This window comes from Micromonospora sp. NBC_01796, from assembly GCF_035917455.1.
Classification (GTDB): Bacteria; Actinomycetota; Actinomycetes; order Mycobacteriales; family Micromonosporaceae; genus Micromonospora_G.
This window is the reverse complement of sequence record NZ_CP109078.1, coordinates 5,457,546-5,478,431: the sequence shown is the minus strand read 5'-3', so window position 1 is coordinate 5,478,431 and position 20,886 is coordinate 5,457,546. Positions and strand designations below refer to the sequence as shown.

Below are 20,886 nucleotides of genomic sequence, written 5' to 3'. Positions count from 1 at the left end.
TTCATGCCTGATCCCCCACGGGAGGCGTCGTGCCCGGCAGGAGCCTCGGCGAACCCCCGCGCGCCCCGACCATGGACGTGCTGCGGGTGCTCTTCGCCCTGATCGGGGTGGCCTCCTTCGTCTGCGGCTACCTGGGTCTACAGGAGTACTTCCTCAACCTCGAGCCGCCCGTACGCGCGCACCCGTCCGACCTGCTCTACTACGACCTGCAACTGTTCGTGCTCGGCTCACCGCCACTGGACGACGGCGGGCCGTTCCCACTGCTGCTGAACATCGCCCGGTTCAGTGCCCCCGCCGTCACCGTCTACGCGTTCATCGAGGCCGGCCGTCTGGTCTTCCAGACCGAACTGCGACGGCTGCGGGTCCGCCAGGCCCGCAACCACGTGATCGTCTGCGGTGACGGCCTGATCGCCAACACCCTCGCCCGGCGCCTGCGGGCGGGCGGCGACCGGGTGGTGTCGGTCCCCTCGGGTGCGGTGGCCGCCGAACCGGACACCCGCCGCATCGCGAGGGCGGCCCGGGACCCCGACGTGCTGGGGGCGGCCGGGGTCGGACGGGCCCGTGCCCTGTACGCCTGCACCGACGACAGCGCGGCCAACACCGCGATCGCGCTCGCCGCCGCCCGGCACGGGCGGTACGGCCGGCGCAGCCCGCTCTCCGTCTACGCGGAGGTCGCCGACCCGGAACTCTGCCTCGCCCTACAGGCCCGGCACCTCGGTCTGGCCGGGCAGCCCGGCGCCCGGGTGGACTTCTTCCACATCGACGACCTGGCCGCGCGCAAGCTGCTGAGCCAGGAGCCGCCGGTGCCGGTCAACGGTGAACCACCACGGGTGGTGGTCATCGGCGCGACCAACTTCGGCCGCTCCGTACTGGTCGAACTGGCTCGACGGTGGCGGCTGCGGGATCCGGGCGACGAGCGGCCGGTGCCGGTCGCCCTGGTCGACGAGGCGGCCGGTCGGGCACACGACCAGCTCGTCGAACGTTTTCCCTTCCTGTCCCGGATCTGCCGGATCACCGCGTACGACGGGGGGCTGACCGAACTCCTCGCCGCCGGAGGGTTCCCGATGCCACCCGACCGGGTGTTCATCTGCTACGACGACGAGCAACGGGCGCTCAAGACGGCGCTGACCGCGGAGCAGTTGTGGCACGGCGCACCCGGCTCGGTGGTGGTCCGGCTGGACCGGCTGGCCAGTCTCCGGGAGGCGTTCGGCGGTTCGGGTGAGCGGCTGCTCGACGACCTGTCCGGCACCCTGCGCCTGTACGGCGTGGTCCGGGCGGCGTGCGACCCGGAGCTGATCGGGGACGACCTCGCCCGGGTGATCCACGAGAGTTACGTCGCCGCGCGGCTGCGGCGCGGCGAGCGCCCCGAGAACACCCCGACGCTGGTGGCGTGGGAGTCGCTGACGGAGTCGCTGCGGATCGCCAACCGGGCCCAGGCGGAGGACTTCGGCAGCAAGCTGCGCGAGTTGGGCTGTGTCCTGTCGCCACGGGTCGGGCCGGGCGAGGAGTACACCCTGACCGAGCCGGACGTGATCCGGCTGGCGGTGCTGGAACACCGGCGCTGGATGGCGGAGCGGACCGCCGCCGGCTGGCGCTACGGTGAACCGCGCGACGACGACCGACGGCTGCATCCGGCGCTGGTCGCCTGGGAGAAGCTCAGTACGGAGATGCGCGAGCGCAATCACGACGTCATCCGGGCGATGCCCACGATCCTGGCCGACGCCGGGTTCCGGATCGTACGGCTGCGTGAGGCGTGACGACGAACGGACGGTGTGCCATGCCGCGGATCGGGGTCACCGGTCACGTGATCCTCGCCAACGGCACCGCCGAACTGGTCGCCGCGTGTCTCGCCGAGCATCTGCTGCCGTACGCCGGGCCGGGGTTGCACGGGATAACCTGCCTGGCCAACGGTGCCGACCAGCTCTTCGCTCGGGAGATCCTGGCGCTTCACGGGACCTACGAGGCGGTGATCCCGGCCGCCGACTACCGGCAGTGCGCGGTCGAGCGGGACAACCGGGCCACCTTCGACGAGCTGCTGGAACGGGCGGTACGGGTGGACTACATGCCGTACGACCGGTCGGACCGGCAGGCGTACATGGCCGCGAGCGTGGAGCTGCTGAACCGGTGCGAGCTGCTGTTCGCGGTCTGGGACGGCCGACCCTCGGTCCACGTCGGTGACACCGCCGACGTGGTACGCGCCGCCCGGGAACGCGGGCTGCCGGTGACCGTCCTCTGGCCCGACGGCGCCCGGCGCGGCTGACCGTTCCGCCCGAACAGATCCGGCGCCACGATTCCGCCGAACTATTGGACGAGACCTAATAGCGGACGCTACTATGTCTCGCATGGTAGTGAACGAGCAGGACACCGGGCAGGACAACGAGCGGCAGACCCAACTGCTGCGCGGCGCCCTGGACATGTGCCTGCTCGCCCTGCTCGCCAAGGAGCCGGCCCACGGCTACGAACTGGTCCGTCGGGTCGAGGCCGCCGGCTTCGACGCGGTCGGCTACGGCACGATCTACCCGCTGCTGACCCGGATGCGCCGTCTCGGCCTGGTCGCCGACGAGTTGCAGGCCAGCCCGAGCGGGCCACCACGCAAGGTGTACGCGCTCACCGACGCGGGCCGTACCAGGCTGCGTACCTGGAGTCGGCAGTGGACCAACTTCGTCGGCATCGTCAACGCGACCCTCACCGATTCCACCCCGTCCGGCCCGAGGAGCTGACCCCGTGGACCCCATCGACACCGCGCTCACGATCGCCGACAACGAATGGCGCCTCCTCGGCATCCAGCATCGCGACCGCGCCGCGCTCGTCGCCGACCTCCGGCTCGACCTGGAGGCGGCCGCCGCGGACGGCGTCACACCCGAGCAACTACTCGGGGGCGACATTCGCGGGTTCGCCCGGCGGCTCGCCGACGAGTCGGGCGTCGCCCGCGTCCCGCGTGAGTACCCGCGCCTGCTGCTCACCATGCTGACCGGTGCCGTGCTGGGTGCGACGCTCGGCTACCTCGTCATGTCCTCGGTCTACTCGACCTTCGTCTCCCTGTTCGACCTGCCGTCCGGCTTCGAGGTGCCGCTCGCCCTCGCGATCGGCGTCTACTACGGCGTACCGGCCGCGATAGTGGTCGGGGGCGCCCTGGTCGCCGTCCGCGTGCACCTTCGCGACGTACCGAGGATCGGGCGGACGATCGCGCTGATGGGCCTGCTGTTGCCGGTGGCTGGCGCGGCGGTCACCCCGATCACCATGGGGTTCGCCCGGCTCACCGACTACAGCTTCGCGCTGCCGGTCGTGGCGACCGAGATCGCACTGGTCGTGGCCGCGCTGGTCGGCGCCACCCTGCTGGCCCGCCGACTGTCGCTGCGGGACCACACCGTGCCGGCCGTCTCCTGACGGCAACCGCCGGATCGTCAGCGGGGCGGTATCTCGACGGTGATCTCCGTACCGAGCCGGGAGCCGTTGGCGAGGACGAGGTCGTCCCCACTCCAGAAACGGCCGGGGTCGTACCAGTTCGGCCGCCGGCCGGTCGGCAGCAGACCCATTTCCTCGTACGTCACGGCCACCACTTCGGCGCAGTAGGCGGTCTCCAGCTCACTTTCCCGGCGACGCGCCTCGGCCGGTCCGTCCGGCTCGATCGGCACGGGCGCCCCATCGCGCGCACCGGCACCGAACAGCCCGGTCCGGCGTACGTCCGGCACCCGGCCGCGCAGCCACCGCCAGGCCATCCGGGCGGTGGAGGGGAAGGGGGTGCCGTCGAGCCGGGCGATCGTACGCAGGACAGCGTCCTCCAGTTCGCGACCGGCGGGCGGCTCCAGTTGGCGCAGCCAGGCGCGTTGTCCGTACCGGTTCGCCCAGACGCAGACGGCGTCGCGGAGGTTGTGCAGTTGGACGCCGCGTTGGTGGGTGCCCGACCACATGTCCGGTAACGACCGGCCCAGCTCGGCGTGCCACATCAGCGGAGGCAGGTCGTCCAGCACGACGGCCATGCCGACGTGGTTGACGGGACTGTTCGTGGTGAGCTGGATGGCCCGGTCCGGCATGCTCCGTCCACGGAACACCCACAGATCCCCGGTACGGGTCACGTCGACGGCCTCATCGAGGCTGATGCTCGTATCGACCACTCGACTACCCTAGGCGGATGCGCTGGTGGAAGATAGTTGGCCTGGCAAGTGTCGTGGGTGTGGCGGCCACCGGGGTGGTGATCGCCCGGGCGGAGCGGCGTCGCCGGGCGTACACGCCGGACCAGATCCGTACCCGGCTGCGTGACCGGCACGCGGAGGCGAACGCCCTGGGAGCCAAGGAAGACTGAGCGGTATCCGACCCAATGTCGGGTATGTCCCAGACCCTCCCCGGCCCGGGACACGGATTGCTTGATCAACTGGCCGGGGCGGCCATCTCCCGGAATGCCGGGGCCCCCGGATCGGTTATACACACGTACGCCGGAGCACCCCGACCGGGTGATCTCCTGGACCGGCCCCCCGGTGGCCAGCCCCCGGGAATGATTGACGGGCCGGACCGGTTACATCCCCCTGAACACCGGAGCACCCCGAGCGGGTCGCCTCCGTGACCGGCCCCCGGGTGACGCATCCCCGGAATGCACGACGGGCCGGACCGGTTACATCCCCGAGCACGTCCGACCAGCCCCCACCGGCCGGGCGTGTGGCTCAGCCCCGTGCTTCTCCCCCAGCTACGGGACACCCCCACTGGAAGGCAACCATCATGACTACCTTTAGTCAGTGGCTACCGGCCATCGCAAAGACCTCCGCAGTTCGTAAGGGCGCACTGACCGCCGCAAGCCTCGCGTTCGTCGGCGGCGCCATCGCCGGCCCCCTGGGTGCCACCGCGCAAGCGGCTCCGGCCGCCCAGCCGGCCCCGGCCATGACCACCGTCGCCCACGTGACCTCGGACCGCGGTCACGACGACAACGGTCACGGCAAGGACGCCGACCGTGACAAGGACAAGGGTCACGGCAAGGACGCCGGTCGCACCATGTCGGCCAAGGAACTCAAGAACGACTACCAGGCGCAGCCGAACTTCTACTGGTGTGGTCCGGCCGCGACCCGGAACGCGCTGAGCGCCGACGGGCACCACCTGACCCAGGACGAGCTGGCCAAGAAGCTCGGTACCACCGTCGAGGGCACCCCCTCGGCCGAGGACACCACCCGGGTGCTGAACGAGGTTGTCGGCGGCGACAAGTACAAGACCACCGCGATCCCGGACAGCAAGGCCAAGCCGGAGCAGATGGACAAGCTCCAGGCTGACGTCAAGCGCGCGGTCGACGACAACCGTGCCGTGGTGGCCAACATCATCGGTACCGGGACCGACACCGACGGGGTCTCGCACTCCTACGAGGGCGGCCACTACCTGGCCGTGGTCGGTTACCGCGATGACGGTCGGGCCGTGAAGATCTCCGACTCGGCCAACCCGAACAACTCGTCGTACTGGATGAGCACCATCGACATGGCCAACTGGATCGCCACCCGCGGTTACTCGGCCTGACGAGGTGACAACCGAATAGCAGGACGGTAGGACCGAGGGGCCAGCTCATCGAGCTGGCCCCTCGGCGTGTCCGCTACGACGCGGGGGTGGCGTTCGGCGCTAGTAGCCGCCACCACCACCGCCACCGTCGCCACCGCCATAGCCGCCGCCGTCGCCGTCAGCGCCACCGACCGCAGGGTTGGCGGTGACGAGCCCGTCGCTCTCGGCACCGGGCTCGCGTACGGCGTCCGGGGCGCAGAGCACGGTGACCCGGTAGGAGAGGCCGACGTTGGACCAGATGTCGCCGTGCACCCACAGGCAGAGGCCCACACCGGTGCCGCCGTCCGGGTGCTCGTAGAACTCCACCACCGGGTCGGCGATCGCCCCGACCAGGCCCTGGGTGCCCTGGGCGGTGCCGGGGATCTGGAGCAGGCCGACGCTGAGCTGCACCTCGACGTCTTCGAGGGCGTCCAGGTCGTACCAGTGGGTGTCCGGCAGGAAGAGCCGGGAGTCGACCTGGCGGCGCTTGTACTCCGGCCCCATCAGCCCGGTGTCGGCGTCGGGCTGACCGCCGATCCAGGCGATGCCGGCGTAGTCACTGCGCAGTCGCCGGGCGTCGGTGAAGAATCCGGTCGCCACGGTGTCGATGCGTGGCTGGGCGGCGAGCTGGACGGTTGCGTCGGTCACTCGCGGCACCCTAGCACCGACGCCTGTACCGGGTCCGACCCTCCGCCGCCCTCCGGTGTCCGGAGCCCGCCACTCGGTACGGGCCGGCTTGCGTCAGTAGCAAGACGGACGTACGGTTTGAATAGCCGGAGGAGCCGGTTGGTAAGTGTTACCTAAGCCGCGCGTGGCGGTAACACATACGAAAGACTGCTCAGGACTATTCACGGTCGCCCTTCGGCCGGAAGGCATCGGCCGGAACGAACACAGCGTGAAGGAGTACGACGTGGCGAGCCTCGACACCTTCGGTGCGAAGAGCCAGCTACGCGTCGGAGACGCGAGCTACGAGATTTTCAAGATCAGCAAGGTGGCCGGTCAGGACCGCCTGCCGTACAGCCTGAAGATCCTGCTGGAGAACCTGCTCCGCACCGAGGACGGCGCGAACATCACCGCCGACCACATCCGTGAGCTGGGCGGATGGGACCCGGACGCGGACCCGAGCGTGGAGATCCAGTTCACCCCGTCCCGGGTGCTGATGCAGGACTTCACCGGGGTCCCCTGCGTCGTCGACCTGGCCACCATGCGCGAGGCCGTACGCGACCTCGGTGGCGACCCGACCCGGGTCAACCCGCTCGCCCCGGCCGAACTGGTCATCGACCACTCGGTCATCGCCGACCTGTTCGGCCGTGCGGACGCCTTCGCCCGCAACGTCGAGCTGGAGTACGAGCGCAACCGCGAGCGTTACCAGTTCCTGCGCTGGGGCCAGACCGCGTTCAACGAGTTCAAGGTCGTACCGCCGGGCACCGGCATCGTGCACCAGGTGAACATCGAGTACCTGGCCCGCACCATCATGGAGCGGAACGGCCAGGCCTACCCGGACACCGTGGTCGGCACCGACTCGCACACCACGATGGTCAACGGCCTCGGCGTGCTCGGCTGGGGCGTCGGCGGCATCGAGGCCGAGGCCGCCATGCTCGGCCAGCCGGTCAGCATGCTGATCCCCCGGGTCGTCGGCTTCAAGCTCTCCGGCGAGGCCCCGACCGGCACCACCGCCACCGACCTGGTGCTCACCATCACCGAGATGCTGCGCAAGCACGGTGTGGTCGGCAAGTTCGTCGAGTTCTACGGCCCCGGCGTCGGCGCGGTGCCGCTGGCCAACCGGGCCACCATCGGCAACATGTCGCCCGAGTACGGCTCCACCGTCGCCATCTTCCCGATCGACGCCGAGACCATCCGCTACCTGCAGCTCACCGGCCGCAGCGAGCAGCAGGTCGCGCTGGTCGAGGCGTACGCCAGGGAGCAGGGCCTCTGGCACGACCCGGCCGCCGAGCCGAACTACTCCGAGCGACTCGAACTCGACCTGTCGACCATCGAGCCGTCGCTGGCCGGACCGAAGCGCCCGCAGGACCGGGTGCCGCTGGGCAACGCCAAGACGATGTTCCGCTCGGCCCTGATCAACTACGTCGGCGACGACAACCCGGTCGCCCACGGCCCGGCCGACGAGGCGAGCGAGGAGTCGTTCCCGGCCAGCGACCCGCCGGCCAACGGGATCAACGACCCCGACGACGCGCCCCGCGACCTGATCTCGGCCGCGACCGGCGCGAAGGGACGGGCCAGCGCCCCGATCACGGTCACCGGCGACGACGGCACCGAGTTCGAACTCGACCACGGCGCGGTCGTGATCGCCGCGATCACCTCCTGCACCAACACCTCGAACCCGCAGGTGATGATCGGTGCGGCCCTGCTCGCCCGCAACGCCGTCGAGCGCGGTCTGAACCGCAAGCCGTGGGTGAAGACCACCCTCGCCCCGGGCTCCAAGGTGGTCATGGACTACTACGAGCGCGCCGGGCTCACCCCGTACCTGGAGAAGCTCGGCTTCCACCTGGTCGGATACGGCTGCACCACCTGCATCGGCAACTCCGGCCCGCTGCCCGAGGCGGTCTCCCACGCGGTCAACGAGCGTGACCTGTCGGTGGTCTCCGTGCTGTCCGGCAACCGGAACTTCGAGGGCCGGATCAACCCGGACATCAAGATGAACTACCTCGCCTCGCCGCCGCTGGTGGTGGCGTACGCGCTGGCCGGCACGATGGACATCGACCTGGCCAACGAGCCGATCGGGCTCGGCTCCGACGGTCAGCCGGTCTACCTGCGCGACATCTGGCCGAACTCGACCGAGATCGAGGAGGTCATCGCGAGCGCGGTGCGCAGCGAGATGTTCACCGCCGACTACGCCGACGTCTTCGCCGGTGACGAGCGCTGGCAGGGCCTGCCCACCCCGACCGGTGACACCTTCGCCTGGGCCGGTGACTCGACCTACGTACGCAAGCCCCCGTACTTCGAGGGCATGGCCCGCGAGCCGCAGCCGGTCGTGGACATCACCAACGCGCGGGTACTGGCCAAGCTCGGCGACTCGGTCACCACCGACCACATCTCGCCGGCCGGCTCGATCAAGGCCGACTCCCCGGCCGGTAGGTACCTGGCCGACCACGGCGTGGCCCGGCACGAGTTCAACTCGTACGGTTCCCGCCGGGGCAACCACGAGGTGATGATCCGGGGCACCTTCGCCAACATCCGGCTGCGCAACCAGCTCGTGCCGGGCGTCGAGGGCGGCTTCACGGTCAACCACCTGACCGGTGACCAGAGCTCGATCTTCGACGCCTCGGTCGCCTACCAGGAGGCGGGCGTACCGCTGGTCATCCTCTCCGGCAAGGAGTACGGCTCCGGCTCGTCGCGTGACTGGGCGGCGAAGGGCACCATGCTGCTCGGCGTACGGGCGGTCATCGCCGAGTCGTACGAGCGGATCCACCGGTCGAACCTGATCGGCATGGGCGTGCTCCCGTTGCAGTACCCGGTCGACGTGACCGCCGAGACCCTGGGGCTCACCGGCACCGAGACGTTCACCATCACCGGGGTGACCGCGCTCAACAGCGGCGAGGTCCCGCGTACGGTCCGGGTCAGCACCGACACCGGGGTCGAGTTCGACGCGGTGGTACGGATCGACACCCCGGGCGAGGCCGACTACTACCGCCACGGCGGCATCCTGCAGTACGTCCTGCGCCGGATGATCGCCAGCTAGCCGTACCGCAGGCGCGGCCGGTCCAGCCGGCGGCGTTCGAGGCACCGAGTGACCGGGCCCGCCCCATCCGTCGTGATGGGTGCGGGCCCGGTTCCGTAGGAACCGCCGGTCAGGGCAGGGTCACGCCGTACGCGGCGAGGATCTCGGCGATCGGCTGGTAGTAGGTGGTGCCGCCACTGGTGCAGTTGCCACTGCCGCCGGAGAGGATGCCGAGTACGTTTCCGTTGGCCGGGTCGTAGAGCGGCCCGCCGCTGTCGCCCGGCTCGGCGCAGATGTTGGTACGGATCAGCCCGTGGACCGAACCCTGGGAGTAGTTCACGGTCTGGTTGAGCGCGACCACCGTCCCGCACCGGACCCCGGTGGTGGAGCCGCTGCGGCAGACCCGCTGGCCGACGTAGGCGTTGGCGATCCCGTTCGACGGCAGCAGGCCGGGATAGGTGTAGACGGCGCTGGGGTGCGGGATCGCGCCGTTGGTGTACCGGACCAGGCCGTAGTCGTTGCCCGGGAAGCTGGTCCCGACCCGGGTGCCGAGTACGGGCGCCTGGTTTCCCTGGGCGTACCAGGTGCCGCCGAGGATGGTGCAGTGCCCGGCGGTGATGAAGAAGTGGGTGCTGCCGCTGCGCACGTTCGCACCCAGTGAGCACCGCCCCGCGCTGTTGACCTGGATGCCCTGCCCCCCGGCGATCAGGGTGGTCAACCGGCCCGGCTCGTGGCGTACCACCGCACCGGCGCGGTCGGCGGTCGCCCGGAGCGCGGCCACCCGCTCGGCGCCGACCGTGTCGTCGACGGTGAGGGTCATCCGGCCGGTGGCCGGATCGAGTCCCCAGACCGTGCCGGCGGTGCGTACGTCGGCGAGGATCGCCGCCGCCCGGGCCGGGTCGACGGCTTCGGGTGCGGCGGGTCGGGCCTGGGCGGCTGTCGGTGCGGCGAGCAGGAGCACCACCGCGAGCAGGACGAGGAACGGGGAACGGCGCATGCGGACCTCCGCTGATCGACATCGATAGACGCCGTTACAGCATCCACGGTGCTCGATCGAGTTTCAATCGCCCGGCCGTCCCGGCATCCTTCAGAAAGTGACCGGCAGGCTACGCAGACCACGGGTACGGAAGTTGGGCCGCCAGGCCAGTTCGGCCGGGTCGACCGCGAGTGCCAGCTTCGGGAAGCGCCGCAGCACGGCACCGACGGCGACCTGGAGTTCGAGCCGGGCGAGCGGAGCGCCGACGCAGTAGTGGATGCCGTGGCCCAGGGTCAACTGCCCGTTGTCGGGCCGGGACACGTCCAGCAGTTCCGGGTTGTCGAACCGGCGCGGATCGCGGTTCGCGGCGGCCACCCCGAGCAGCACAGTCGCCCCGGCCGGGATGGTCACCCCGCCGATCTCCACCTCGGTGACCGGGAACCGGCGCAGCGCCACCGGCGACGGCGGCTCGTACCGCAGCAGTTCCTCGACCACGGCGGCGGGCACCTCGGGTGCCTCGCGCAGGCCGTCGAGCTGCTTCGGGTGGCGCAGCAGGGCGAGGATGCCGGTGCCGATCAGGTGTACGGAGTTCTCGTAGCCGGCGAAGAGGACCAGGAAGGCGAGCGAGGTCAGCTCGTCCTCGCTGAGCCGGTCGGTGCCGCCGTCCGAACCGGTGTCCCGCGCGGCGATCATCGCGGAGAGCAGGTCGTCGCCGGGCTCACGGCGCTTCTCGGCGATCAGCCGGACCATGAACTCCTGCAACTGCACCACCACCCGGCCGGCGGCCCGGGGGTCGTCCGCCGGTGGAGTGAGCATCACGTCGGTCCACCCGCGCAGCGCGGCCCGGTCCTGCGCCGGCACCCCGAGCAGGTCGCAGATGACCGTCACCGGCAGCGGGCCGGCGTAGTCGGCAACCAGGTCGGCCCGGCCGTCGGCGGCGATCCGGTCGAGCAGTTCCTCCGCCGCCGCCTCCACCCTCGGGCGCAGGTCGGCGATCCGCTGCGGGCCGAAGGCCGCCCTGATCAGGCGGCGGATCCGGGTGTGGTTGGGCGGGTCCATGTTGAGCAGGTTCGCGTCCAGCGCCGGGGGCAGGGAGAAGCCGCGCCACGTACCGTCCGAGTTCGCCTTGTCCAGGGAGAGCGCCGGGTCGGCGAGCGCCGCGCGTACCTCCGCGTAGCGGGTCACCAGCCAGGCGGTCGTCCCGTCCGGCAGTGGGATCCGGTGCACCGGCCCGGCCTCCCGCAGCGCCGCGTAGGTCGGGTACGGGTCGGCGACGAAGGCCGCGGTGAACGGCGAGGACGGCGGGTTCGAGGTGGCTTGTCCGGTCACCGCACGAGGCTAACCCGCCGTACGGACCGACGCTGCCCGCGCCCGCCGGGCCGGAGACGTCCACCACCGGTGACTCCGGCTCCGGCGTACGGGGGGACCTCCCGTACGCCGGAGCCGGACCGGGTCAGCCGCTTATCCGCCCCACCCCCGCGCCCGCGGTGACCGAGGCCGGCACACCCGCCGCCGGACTCAACTGGTACGCGTAGAAGGTGCTCGGCTCGACCACCGTCCCGGACGTCTCCGGCACGCCGGAGTTGACGAAGATGTTGTTCCGTTGCACCGCACGACCGGGACCGCTGTCGGCGTAACCGCTGGCGGAGTAGATCGGGAAGGGCACGTTCTCGAAGTAGTTCCCCTCCACCAGCACACCCGCGTTCTCCGTCGACGCGACGGCGTACAGGTCGTTGCCGAGGAAGTAGTTGTTGTAGACGTGCACCGGTTCACCGAACCGGACCCGGGGGTGGCGCTGCCGGGAGTGGTCGAAGAAGTTGTGGTGGATGCTGACCTTCAGGTGCCCGATGTCGGTGGACCCGGCCCCGTCGGAGTGGCTGATCAGCATGCTCTTGTCGGAGTGGTCGAAGTGGTTCCAGGAGACGGTGACGTAGTCGGCTCCCCGGACGATGTCGACCGACCCGTCGACGGCACCGGCGAACCGGTTGTGGTCGATCCAGACGTGGTGCGACTCCTGCCCGACGTTGACCGCGTCGTCCTCGGCGTCGGTGAAGTTGATGTTGCGGATGATCACGTTGTACGACCGGTACATGTCCAGCCCACCGCCGGTGATCTCGGCGTTCCCGCCGACCCCGATGATCGTTTTGTTCGGGCGTACGCCCTGCTTGCTGCTGATCCGGATCACACCCTGGACCCGGATCACCAGCGGTCCGATGGTGTCGATGTAGTTCAGGAAGTCGGTGGCGTTGGTGGCCGTCACCACCGGGCCGCCCGCCCCACCGGTGGTGCCGTTCAGGCCGAGCGCGTTGACGCCGGCAAAACCGTCCGGCTGGCCCGGCACCGGGTTACCGGTCGGCGGCGGCGTGGTCGGCGCGGGAGTGGTGGGTACGGGAGTGGACGGGATCGGACCGGGCGTGGTCGGGGTCGGTCCGGCGGTGGTGGGCGTCGGCGTGGGGCCGGAGGCGGTCTCCACCAGCACGTCGTCGAAGTGGGCGCTGGCGTAGAAGGTGGCCACCCCGACCTGCCCGGTCGGGTACTGGTCGTCGGTGGCGGTCAGTGCCGGGCCGTTGTCCACCCGACCGGTCAGGGTCGAGCCGCTGACCTGGAGGCTCAGCGCGTACCAGGTGCCGGCCGTCACGGTGACCGAGGCGCTGGCCAGAGTGGTCGACGTACCGTTGCTGAGCTTCTTCAGTTCGAGCGTGTTGTTGCTGCGCAGGGCGAGGTAGTAGTAGCTGGTTGCGGACTGGGCCCGGGCGGTGAGCGCGACGAACCGGTTGGCCCCGTTGAAGGCGGTCGGCTTGACCCGGGCCCGGACGGTGTAGTCGGTCCAGTTCGTCGCACCGGCCCGGGACCGGGCGTCGGCGCTGGTGCCGGACTGGCGCAGCACCGGGCTGCCGTCGGTGGCCACGCTCCAGCTTCCGCCGGAGGCGGTCCACCCGGTCGAGTTGCCGTCGTCGAAGTTGTCGGTGAACAGGGTCGCCGCCCGCGCGGAGCCGGTGGTGACCGCGAGTGCGGTGACCACCAGCAGGAGGGCGAGCAGGGCGCCGCCCAGGGCGGTGGTGAGCGGTGTCGTCCGTCTGGTGCCGTGGTGGAGGTTCATCGGCTCAGCCCAGCTTTCCCACCCCGGCACCGGCCGGGACGATGGTCGGGATGTCGGCGGCGTTGTCCAGCCGATAGCTGTAGTACGTGCTCGGCTCGGTGACCGCGCCCCGGGTCTCGATCGGGTGGTTGCAGTCCACGAGGATGTTTCCGCGTTCGACGATCCGGCCGAGGTCGCCGCTGAACTCGACCCGGCCCGGGTTGTTCACGCTGTAGAAGTAGTTCCCCTCGACCAGCACCCCGGCGTCGTACGTGGACGCGACCCCGTAGCTGTTGTCGAAGTAGTAGTTGTTGTAGACGTGGGTGAGGTCGGAGAACCGCACCCGTGGATGCCGCTGGTCGGAGCGGTTGAAGTAGTTGTGGTGGTACGTGACGTGCAGCCGGCCGATGTCCTGCGCCCCGGCGTCCTCGTCGTGCGAGAGCAGCAGGGTCTTGTCGTGGTCGTGGAAGTTGTTCCAGGAGACCGTGACGAAGTCCGACCCGCGCTTGATGTCCACCGCGCCGTCGTCGCCGTTGGAGAACTCGTTGTGGTCGATCCAGATGTGGTGGCTGAACATCTGCACGTTGAGCAGGTCGTCGGTCGCCCCGGTGAGGTGCAGGTTGCGGATGATGACGTTGTGGACCGCGTCCGCCGGCGGGGAGGTGATGGTGTCGCTGACCGGCAGCCCGATGTTGAGCCCGCCGCCGGACAGGACCGCGTTGGCGCCCACCCCGACGATGGTCTTGTCCGAGGTGACGTCGTGCATGCCGTCGCTGGTGCCGGTGGGCAGGGTGATCGTGCCGACGACCTGGATCACGTACGGGCCGGGGCGGGCGATGTAGTCCAGGAACTGCGCGGTGGTGGAGGCGGTGACCACCGGACCACCGGCGCCACCGGTGGTGCCGTTCTGGCCGAGCGCGTTGACGCTGGCGAACCCGTCGGCCCGCCCGGTGACCGGGGCGGTCGGGGTACCGGTCGGTACCGGTGTGGTCGGCGCCGGGGTGGTGGGGGTCGGGGTGGTGGGTGTCGGTCCGGGGGTGGTCGGTGCGGGGGTGGACGGGGTCGGGCCCGGCGGGCCGGACTCGACGCTCACGTCGTCGAAGTTGGCTGCGGCGTACCGGCCGAACAGGCCGATCTGGCCGCTGGCGAACTGGGTGTCGGTGACGGTCAGCGGGCTGCCGCCGTTGACCCGCCCGGTCAGGGTGCTGCCGTTGACGGCCAGGCTCAGCGCGTACCAGGTGCCGACGGTGACCGGCAGCGGCGCGCTGGCCAGGGTCGTGTGGGTGCCGGCGGCGAGCTTGCCGAGGATGGCCGCACCGTCGGCGCGGACGCCGAGGTAGTAGTAGCTTCCGCTGCCCTGGGCGCGGGCCGCGACCCCGGCCAGCCGGTCGCCGGTGCCGAAGGCGGTGGGTTTGACCCGCGCGGTGACCGTGTAGTTGGTCCAGCTCGCGGTGCCGGCCCGGACCCGGGCGTCGGCGCCGGTGCTGGCCTGGCGCAGCGCGCCGGTGCCGTCGGTGATGACGCTCCAGGAGCCGCCGGAACTGCTCCAGCCGTTGTGGTTGCCGTCGTCGAAGTTGTCGCCGAACAGCGGTGCCGCCTGGGCGGTGCCGGTGGTGACGACCAGGGCGGTGGCGAGCGCGGCTGCCAGCCCGGCCGCGGCCAGGGCAGACCAGCGCGACGTTCGCCGCCGGGTGTTCGGGGTGGGGGTGGGTGCGGTCACGGTTCCGCCTTCCGGGTGGTGGACCGCCCGGCGACGGGCGCCAACCATCGGCCCGCCCGTGGACGCGGCCGTGGGGGCCGTCGGGCGCGCTGCACGGCAGGCCGGAGCCGGCCGCGGGGTCGGCGGCGGGTCCGCGCCGGGCGGGTCACGACTGATGCGGTACGGGCTGCGCGAGTGGCTGATCCGAGGAAAGATCCTTAGGAAAGCGCTTTCCTGTCGCCCACCATAGAAACAAATTTCCGCCGTGTCAACGAGAGATGTCGATACGACAACCGCCCCCACCGGCGAAGATCCACGTACCGGCCGTGGCGAGGCGTCCGCGCAGCCCGTCCGGCGGTGGACGTGGCACCACAGTAAGCTGCCCGGAGCGGGAGGCTCCGGGCAGCTCTGCCGACGATCGACGGGTCAGCGGTCGCGGCGCCCCGGGTTGCCGGGCTGGTTCGTGTCGGCCGGCGGGGTGTCGTTCCCGTTCGTGGTGGCGCCGTCCGGGTTCGGGTTCGGGTCCGGGTCCTGCTTCGGCGGCTGGTTCGGGCCGTCGCTGCCGTACGCGATCTCCCTGCTCGGCGCGGTGAAGTCCGTCTTCGGCTTGCCCTGCAACGCGGCGGCCATGGTCCGGGCGACCGCGTCGACAACCTTCGACTGGACCGCCGAACCCACGTGGTCGCCTGGGTCGTCGGGGTTGGCCGCGATCCCCGCCACCGCGAGCTGCGGGGTGAAGCCGACGAAGGTCTCCGTCGCGTTCTCCTCCGAGCTACCGGTCTTGCCGGCGACCGGACGGCCGCCCAGGATGTCGGAGACCTGGTTGGCGGTGCCACCGTCACAGGTGTTGAGGCTGGACTGGTCGCCGACCGGGCAACGGGCCGCGTCGGCCGCCGCCCGCGCCACGTCCGCGCTCACCACCCGGTTGCACGACGGCCCGATCCCGTCGACCTTGGCGCCGTCCGGGCCGGTGACCGAGTTGACCGGCAACGGCTTGCAGTAGACCCCGTCCGCACCGATCGTCGCGTACGCGTTGGCCAGGTCCAACGGGGTGGTGGAGGCGACGCCAAGGGTGAACGCGCCCCACCCGTCGGCACCGTCCTTGGCCAGGTCGGCGTCGGACTTGGCCCGGAACTGGATCCCGAGCCGCTGCGCCATCTCCACCGCCTTCTCCGCACCGACCTGCTGCTCCAGCCAGACGAAGTAGGTGTTCACCGACCGGCCGAAGCCGGTCCACATGTTGCGGTAACCGTCCATCCAGTCCGGGTTCGCGTTCTCCGGGCACCAGACGCCGTTACAGCTGTTCGGCCCGCCGTCCGGATACTTGCTGGGGAACTTCGCCGGGGAGACGAAACCGGTGTCGAGGCTCCGACCGGACTCGAGCGCGGCCAGCATGGTGAACATCTTGAACGTCGAACCGGCCTGGTAGCCCTCGATCGCACCGCCACCGGCGACGAGCTGGTTCACCGTGTTGGGATAGTTCTGCTGCCCGTTGGGGTTCGGGTCGAGGCTGTAGTGCCGGTTGACCGCCAGCGCCAGCACCCGTCCGGTGCCCGGCTGGACCGCCGCGATCGGGGTGGCCCGCTTGTTGCCGTAGCCGTAGACGGTCAGGGTCTGCTGCAACGCGGCGGCCTGGACCTTCGGGTCGAGCGACGTGACGATCGTGTAGCCACCGCGACGCAGCGCCTGCTGCCGCTCGTCGACCGTGGCACCGAACGCCGGCTGGGCGTTCCACCACTGCCGGAAGTAGTCGCAGAAGAAACCCCAGTCGTCGTGCCCGGCCGGCATGCCGCCGCAGTCGTTCGGCGCCTGGGTCGGGTGCAGGACCAGCTCCTCGGCGTCGGCGGTCTTCGCGTCGGCGTCCGTGATGACGTTCATCTTCGCCATCGCACCCAGGACGTACGACCGCCGGTCCAGCGCCGCCTGCTTGTCCCCGCTGATCGGGTTGTCCGAGTCCGGCGACTGCACCAGACCGGCCAGCAACGCCGACTCGGACAGCGTCAACGCCGAGGCGGCCTTGCCGAAGTAGCGCTGGCTCGCGGCGGCGATCCCGTACGCACCGGCGCCGAAGTAGGCGATGTTCAGGTAGCGGTCCAGGATCTCCTGCTTGGAGATCTTCTTCTCCAGGGCGACCGCGTACCGCATCTCCTGGATCTTGCGACCCTTGGTCTCGGCGGTGGCCGCCGCCCGCTGCTCCGGGGTCAGGTTCGGGTCGGACTTGAGCACGTTGCGGACGTACTGCATGGTCAGCGTGGAGGCGCCCTGCTCGACCTCACCGCTGTTCTGGTTCGCCACGAACGCCCGGACCACACCGCGCAGGTCGACGCCGCCGTGCTCGTAGAAGCGGGTGTCCTCGGCCGCGACGATCGCCTGCTGCATGCTCGTCGCGATCTCGGTGATCGGTACGTCGACCCGGTTCTCGTCGTAGAAGGTGGTCAGCAGCGTCTTGCCGTCGTTGGCGTAGAGGTACGAGCGCTGCGCGGTCGCCGGCACCTTCAGATCCGTCGGCAGATCCTCGTACGAGTCGCTGGCCGCCTTGAGCACCACACCGGCGAGCGCGCTGGCCGGCAGTGCCGACGCGGCAAGCACCGCACCGGCCAGTACGCCGTAGAACAGGAGCTTCGCTGCCTTGCCGAACCGGGTCTTCTCCGTCACCGGTCAACAGTGCCTGCGAGGTCACGAACCATCACCGACCGGGCCGGGATCGTTAGCAAAGTCACGGCCGGCGCCAAGGTTACGTACAGCGGGGAACCGGACGGCCCGCGCGGCCGGTGGCAAAGCACACCCGGGCCGGGGAATACGGACGCCGCCGCCGGGCCTGTGACAGGCTCTCCGCATGGACGACAGCACGATCCTGAGCCGGATCAACGAACTGGTCGACGAGGAGCACAAGCTCCGCAGCCAGGAACAGGCCAACCACAAGACCACCGACGAGGAGCGCGCACGGCTGCGTGCCCTGGAAGAGTCCCTCGACCAGTGCTGGGACCTGCTCCGTCGCCGGCGGGCCGCCCGCAGCGCCGGCAGCGACCCGGAGACGGTCGGCGACCGGAGCAAGAACGAGGTGGAGAGCTACCTCCAGTAACGGGCGGAGCGGCTACCGCCGGTAACCACTCCCCCGACGATCCGACGGCCGAGCGCCGGACCGGCCACCTGGCCGTCCGGCGCCGGGCCGGGACCGGTCACCGTATCCCCGCCTCCCCGAGCAACCGGGTGGTCAGGCCGACCGGGTCGATCAGGTCGCCGGGCAGCCCCCGCGACCCGAACCAGTTCGACACCACCCGCACATCGCGGGCCAGGAAGTCCCGGCCCTGCGGGTTCGCGACCACGTCCACGACCTGGGGCAGGTCGATCAGCACCAACCGGCCGTCGTGCACCAGCAGGTTGTACGCCGACAGGTCCCCGTGGGCCAGTCCCGCTCGGGCCAGCACCATGAGTGCGTCCAGGAGCTGCTCCCAGAGGCTGCGCAGTTCGGCCGGTTCCGGCCGGGTCTGGGCGAGCCGGGGTGCGGCCTGCCCCTCCTCGGCGTCGCCGACGAACTCCAGCATCAGCTCGGTGCCGAGCAACTGGACCGGGTACGGCACCGCGATGCTGCCCAACTCCTGGCTGACCTCCCAGAGCCGGACCAGCGCGCCGAACTCGGCGGCGGCCCACTGACCGGCGATCACCTGCCGACCGAACGCGGTCCGTCCCTCCATCGCCCGGTTCTCCCGGGAGCGGCGGACCCGGCGCCCCTCCAGGTAACCGGCGTCGCGGTGGAAGAGCCGGTGGTCGGCGTCCCGGTAGCGCTTGGCGGCCAGCAGGCAGGACCGGTCGGTGTCGGGTACGTACCGCCGTACGAGGTGTACGTCGGCTTCCTTGCCGGTCTTGAGTACGCCCAGCTCGCTGTCGACCGCGGCCAGCTCGGTGACCAGCCACTCCGGGTACGGCTCGGGGCCCTGTACCGCCTGGTCCCAGCTCGACCAGCGGTCACCGACCTCGGGTGTGTCGGTGTCGGTGTTGGTGTCGAAGCCGGCACCCGGCACTGGGTGCCGGGACCGCTTCAGGAACTGCGGTTCGTCGTCGTCGAAGCGACGGGTACGGCGCTCCCGCGCCGATGGGACATGGTCGTGCTCACGCAAGGTAGGAATCCCTTGATCGAGGTGAAAGAAGGCGGGTACGGGCGCGCCACAACGACAGCCATTACGCGACCTCCTTCTCTCCTCGACCCGGATCCACCGGGCACCTGCGGGCGTGACGGGAACATGTTCACCGGCGACCGAGCCTGCCGTCAAACGATTTAAATCCGGCTCGACCGGGAGGTGATCCGGTTCAGCCGGCGAGTACGGCGGAGACGGCGGGGATGAGGCCGTCGGCCGTACGGGTCGGCGCGAACCGGGACTCCATCCAGCTTCGGCCACGGTGCAGCCACACGCTGGGCAGGCCGACCGCCGCCGCCCCGCCGATGTCGGCCTCGGGACTGTCGCCGACCACCCAGGCGCCGCGCAGCTGCATCCGTACCCGCTGTGCGGCGAGCACGAAGATCCGGGGGTTCGGTTTGCTGACCCCGGCCTCCTCGGAGATGACCCAGTCCGCCACGTACCGGTCGAGTCCGGTCTTCCGGATGATCGCGTCCTGCTGGCGCACGCTGCCGTTGCTGACCACCACCGGGACCCAGCCCGCGTCGTCGGCGATCCGCAGCGCGCAGGCGATCAGCGGATCGAGCCGGATGTGCTCCACCACCCCGTCGTGCAGCGCCTCGACCAGGTCGATCGACGAGGTACGCAGCCGGTAGCGGTCCCGGATCGCGTCCGCCACGTCCCACCGGTCGGTCAGCCCGTCGGCGTCGATCGAGAGCAGCCAGTCGATGTCCGTGTCGGGTGCCCCGATCTCGGCCAGAAAACGCTGCCCCCAGGCACGGAACGGTCCTGCCCGGTCGAGCAGGGTGTTGTCCAGGTCGAGGAGCAGCAGTGGCACTCGCGCACCCTACGGGAATCGGGGTGTCCGACAACAGACCCCATGTGTTAACAGGTTTCCCGGTAGGTGACTGGTGAATCAGCCGATGAGCAGGGCACGTTCGCCGCCGAGTTCGGCCCGCCGGTCGGCGAGCATCCGGTGGGTGGACCGGACCCGGACCAACTCCGCCGGGTCGAACACACCGACGATCACCGCCTCCCCGTCGTCGGCGCCACGGCCGAGTACCCGACCCTCCGGGTCGTACAGGGCGGCACCGCCGTTGAACCGCCACGGCCGGTCGCCGCCGACGGAGTTGGCGAAGGCGACGTACATGGTGTTGTCCAGGGCGCGGGCGGCGTAGTAGAGGTCGCGGCGGTGGGCCGAACCGGTGACGTAACCGCTCGGGCAGAGGTAGCCGTGGGCCCGGTCACCGGCGGCGGCGCGGGCGTGCTCCGGGAAGCAGCCGTCGTAACAGACACCGAGGCCGAGCCGCCATCCGTCGACCGTCAGCGTGGCTCCGCGTCCGCCGGGGACGAACAACTCCCGCTCGTCGGGCCCCCACAGGTGCTGCTTGTCGTAGCCGGCGCGGGCCGTACCGGAGCGGTCGACGACCACGGACGCGCAGGTGCGACGGGTGTCGGCGTACCGGATGGCGGCGCCGACGACCACCACGGCCCGGCGGTCGCGGGCGGCTTCCCGGAGCGGGTCGAGCCGGGGGTCGTCGATCCGGCCGCCGTCGACCGCGGCCAGATCGGTTCCGGCCGGGTCGGCCCGCAGGGTCGGCGGATGGTACGCGGGGAGGAACAACTCAGGCAGTACGACCAACCCCGCGCCCTCGTCGGCGGCCCGGTGCACCAGTCGGGCGGCGGTCCCGGCGTTGCCGGCCAGGTCCCCGGGGACCGGTTGGGCCTGGATCGCGGCGACCGTCAGCGCGTCGGGTGGGGTCATGGGCGGCACCCTACCCCGAACCGCCGAAACCAAGCCGTACGTACGGTTTGCATCGCGCACCG

At 70.6% G+C, this 20,886-nt stretch carries 18 protein-coding genes; 8 read left to right on the top strand and 10 right to left on the bottom strand.

Features of this window, described 5'->3' with window-relative positions; genetic code table 11:
* Positions 1-29: 29 nt before the first annotated feature.
* From OIE47_RS25235 to OIE47_RS25220, 4 genes are all read left to right on the top strand, one after another.
* Positions 30-1,757, top strand: coding sequence for a RyR domain-containing protein (locus OIE47_RS25235; RefSeq protein ID WP_326556998.1), 1,728 nt, complete (start codon positions 30-32; stop codon positions 1,755-1,757).
* Positions 1,758-1,777: 20 nt separating this feature from the next.
* Complete coding sequence (locus tag OIE47_RS25230; protein WP_326556997.1) at positions 1,778-2,260, top strand: hypothetical protein; 483 nt, start codon at positions 1,778-1,780, stop codon at positions 2,258-2,260.
* An 82-nt stretch (positions 2,261-2,342) separates the two neighbouring features.
* Positions 2,343-2,720 (top strand): PadR family transcriptional regulator, encoded by a 378-nt coding sequence (locus OIE47_RS25225; protein WP_326556996.1) that lies wholly within the window; start codon positions 2,343-2,345, stop codon positions 2,718-2,720.
* Between the two features lie 4 nt (positions 2,721-2,724).
* A complete protein-coding gene (locus tag OIE47_RS25220; RefSeq protein WP_326556995.1) occupies positions 2,725-3,387 on the top strand; it encodes a hypothetical protein in 663 nt (220 codons plus the stop codon).
* A 17-nt stretch (positions 3,388-3,404) separates the two neighbouring features.
* Here OIE47_RS25220 and OIE47_RS25215 read toward each other — a convergent pair whose 3' ends face one another.
* Positions 3,405-4,115, bottom strand: a complete 711-nt coding sequence (locus OIE47_RS25215) for a hypothetical protein (RefSeq protein ID WP_326556994.1) — start codon at positions 4,113-4,115, stop codon at positions 3,405-3,407.
* A 17-nt stretch (positions 4,116-4,132) separates the two neighbouring features.
* On the opposite strand from OIE47_RS25215, the gene OIE47_RS25210 reads away from it, so the two are divergent.
* Both OIE47_RS25210 and OIE47_RS25205 read left to right on the top strand, forming a co-directional pair.
* Positions 4,133-4,303 (top strand): hypothetical protein, encoded by a 171-nt coding sequence (locus OIE47_RS25210; RefSeq protein ID WP_326556993.1) that lies wholly within the window; start codon positions 4,133-4,135, stop codon positions 4,301-4,303.
* Between the two features lie 410 nt (positions 4,304-4,713).
* On the top strand, positions 4,714-5,493 hold the full coding sequence (locus OIE47_RS25205; protein WP_326556992.1) for a C39 family peptidase: 780 nt from the start codon (positions 4,714-4,716) through the stop codon (positions 5,491-5,493).
* A 99-nt stretch (positions 5,494-5,592) separates the two neighbouring features.
* Here OIE47_RS25205 and OIE47_RS25200 read toward each other — a convergent pair whose 3' ends face one another.
* Entirely contained in the window at positions 5,593-6,159 is a 567-nt protein-coding gene (locus OIE47_RS25200; protein ID WP_326556991.1) for a hypothetical protein, read from the bottom strand.
* Between the two features lie 247 nt (positions 6,160-6,406).
* Between OIE47_RS25200 and OIE47_RS25195 the strand changes: the two genes are divergently transcribed.
* Positions 6,407-9,211: an aconitate hydratase gene (locus OIE47_RS25195; RefSeq protein ID WP_326556990.1), complete on the top strand. Its 2,805-nt coding sequence runs from the start codon at positions 6,407-6,409 to the stop codon at positions 9,209-9,211.
* Positions 9,212-9,320: 109 nt separating this feature from the next.
* Here OIE47_RS25195 and OIE47_RS25190 read toward each other — a convergent pair whose 3' ends face one another.
* The 5 genes from OIE47_RS25190 to OIE47_RS25170 all read right to left on the bottom strand — a co-directional run bounded on the left by OIE47_RS25190 (position 9,321) and on the right by OIE47_RS25170 (position 17,599).
* On the bottom strand, positions 9,321-10,187 hold the full coding sequence (locus OIE47_RS25190; RefSeq protein ID WP_326556989.1) for a S1 family peptidase: 867 nt from the start codon (positions 10,185-10,187) through the stop codon (positions 9,321-9,323).
* A gap of 90 nt (positions 10,188-10,277) precedes the next feature.
* Positions 10,278-11,495: a cytochrome P450 family protein gene (locus OIE47_RS25185; protein WP_326556988.1), complete on the bottom strand. Its 1,218-nt coding sequence runs from the start codon at positions 11,493-11,495 to the stop codon at positions 10,278-10,280.
* A gap of 124 nt (positions 11,496-11,619) precedes the next feature.
* A complete protein-coding gene (locus tag OIE47_RS25180) occupies positions 11,620-13,266 on the bottom strand; it encodes a pectate lyase family protein (protein ID WP_326556987.1) in 1,647 nt (548 codons plus the stop codon).
* A gap of 4 nt (positions 13,267-13,270) precedes the next feature.
* Complete coding sequence (locus tag OIE47_RS25175) at positions 13,271-14,965, bottom strand: pectate lyase family protein (RefSeq protein ID WP_326556986.1); 1,695 nt, start codon at positions 14,963-14,965, stop codon at positions 13,271-13,273.
* Positions 14,966-15,370: 405 nt separating this feature from the next.
* Positions 15,371-17,599, bottom strand: a complete 2,229-nt coding sequence (locus tag OIE47_RS25170) for a transglycosylase domain-containing protein (protein ID WP_326556985.1) — start codon at positions 17,597-17,599, stop codon at positions 15,371-15,373.
* Positions 17,600-17,780: 181 nt separating this feature from the next.
* On the opposite strand from OIE47_RS25170, the gene OIE47_RS25165 reads away from it, so the two are divergent.
* Positions 17,781-18,026, top strand: coding sequence for a DUF2630 family protein (locus OIE47_RS25165; protein ID WP_326556984.1), 246 nt, complete (start codon positions 17,781-17,783; stop codon positions 18,024-18,026).
* A gap of 97 nt (positions 18,027-18,123) precedes the next feature.
* On the opposite strand, the gene OIE47_RS25160 is transcribed toward OIE47_RS25165, so the two are convergent.
* The 3 genes from OIE47_RS25160 to OIE47_RS25150 form a co-directional block, all read right to left on the bottom strand.
* On the bottom strand, positions 18,124-19,062 hold the full coding sequence (locus tag OIE47_RS25160) for a serine protein kinase RIO (protein WP_326556983.1): 939 nt from the start codon (positions 19,060-19,062) through the stop codon (positions 18,124-18,126).
* A 190-nt stretch (positions 19,063-19,252) separates the two neighbouring features.
* A complete protein-coding gene (locus tag OIE47_RS25155; RefSeq protein ID WP_326556982.1) occupies positions 19,253-19,897 on the bottom strand; it encodes an HAD family hydrolase in 645 nt (214 codons plus the stop codon).
* A 78-nt stretch (positions 19,898-19,975) separates the two neighbouring features.
* A complete protein-coding gene (locus OIE47_RS25150) occupies positions 19,976-20,824 on the bottom strand; it encodes a carbon-nitrogen hydrolase family protein (protein WP_326556981.1) in 849 nt (282 codons plus the stop codon).
* Positions 20,825-20,886: the final 62 nt, after the last annotated feature.

Bases quoted from the DNA above. Each gene is read 5' to 3' on its own strand.
- OIE47_RS25150 (WP_326556981.1), bottom strand. From the start codon at position 20,824: ATGACCCCACCCGACGCGCTGACGGTCGCCGCGATCCAGGCCCAACCG.
- OIE47_RS25205 (WP_326556992.1), top strand. From the start codon at position 4,714: ATGACTACCTTTAGTCAGTGGCTACCGGCCATCGCAAAGACCTCCGCA.
- OIE47_RS25180 (WP_326556987.1), bottom strand. From the start codon at position 13,266: ATGAACCTCCACCACGGCACCAGACGGACGACACCGCTCACCACCGCC.
- OIE47_RS25210 (WP_326556993.1), top strand. From the start codon at position 4,133: ATGCGCTGGTGGAAGATAGTTGGCCTGGCAAGTGTCGTGGGTGTGGCG.
- OIE47_RS25190 (WP_326556989.1), bottom strand. From the start codon at position 10,187: ATGCGCCGTTCCCCGTTCCTCGTCCTGCTCGCGGTGGTGCTCCTGCTC.
- OIE47_RS25225 (WP_326556996.1), top strand. From the start codon at position 2,343: ATGGTAGTGAACGAGCAGGACACCGGGCAGGACAACGAGCGGCAGACC.
- OIE47_RS25230 (WP_326556997.1), top strand. From the start codon at position 1,778: ATGCCGCGGATCGGGGTCACCGGTCACGTGATCCTCGCCAACGGCACC.
- OIE47_RS25165 (WP_326556984.1), top strand. From the start codon at position 17,781: ATGGACGACAGCACGATCCTGAGCCGGATCAACGAACTGGTCGACGAG.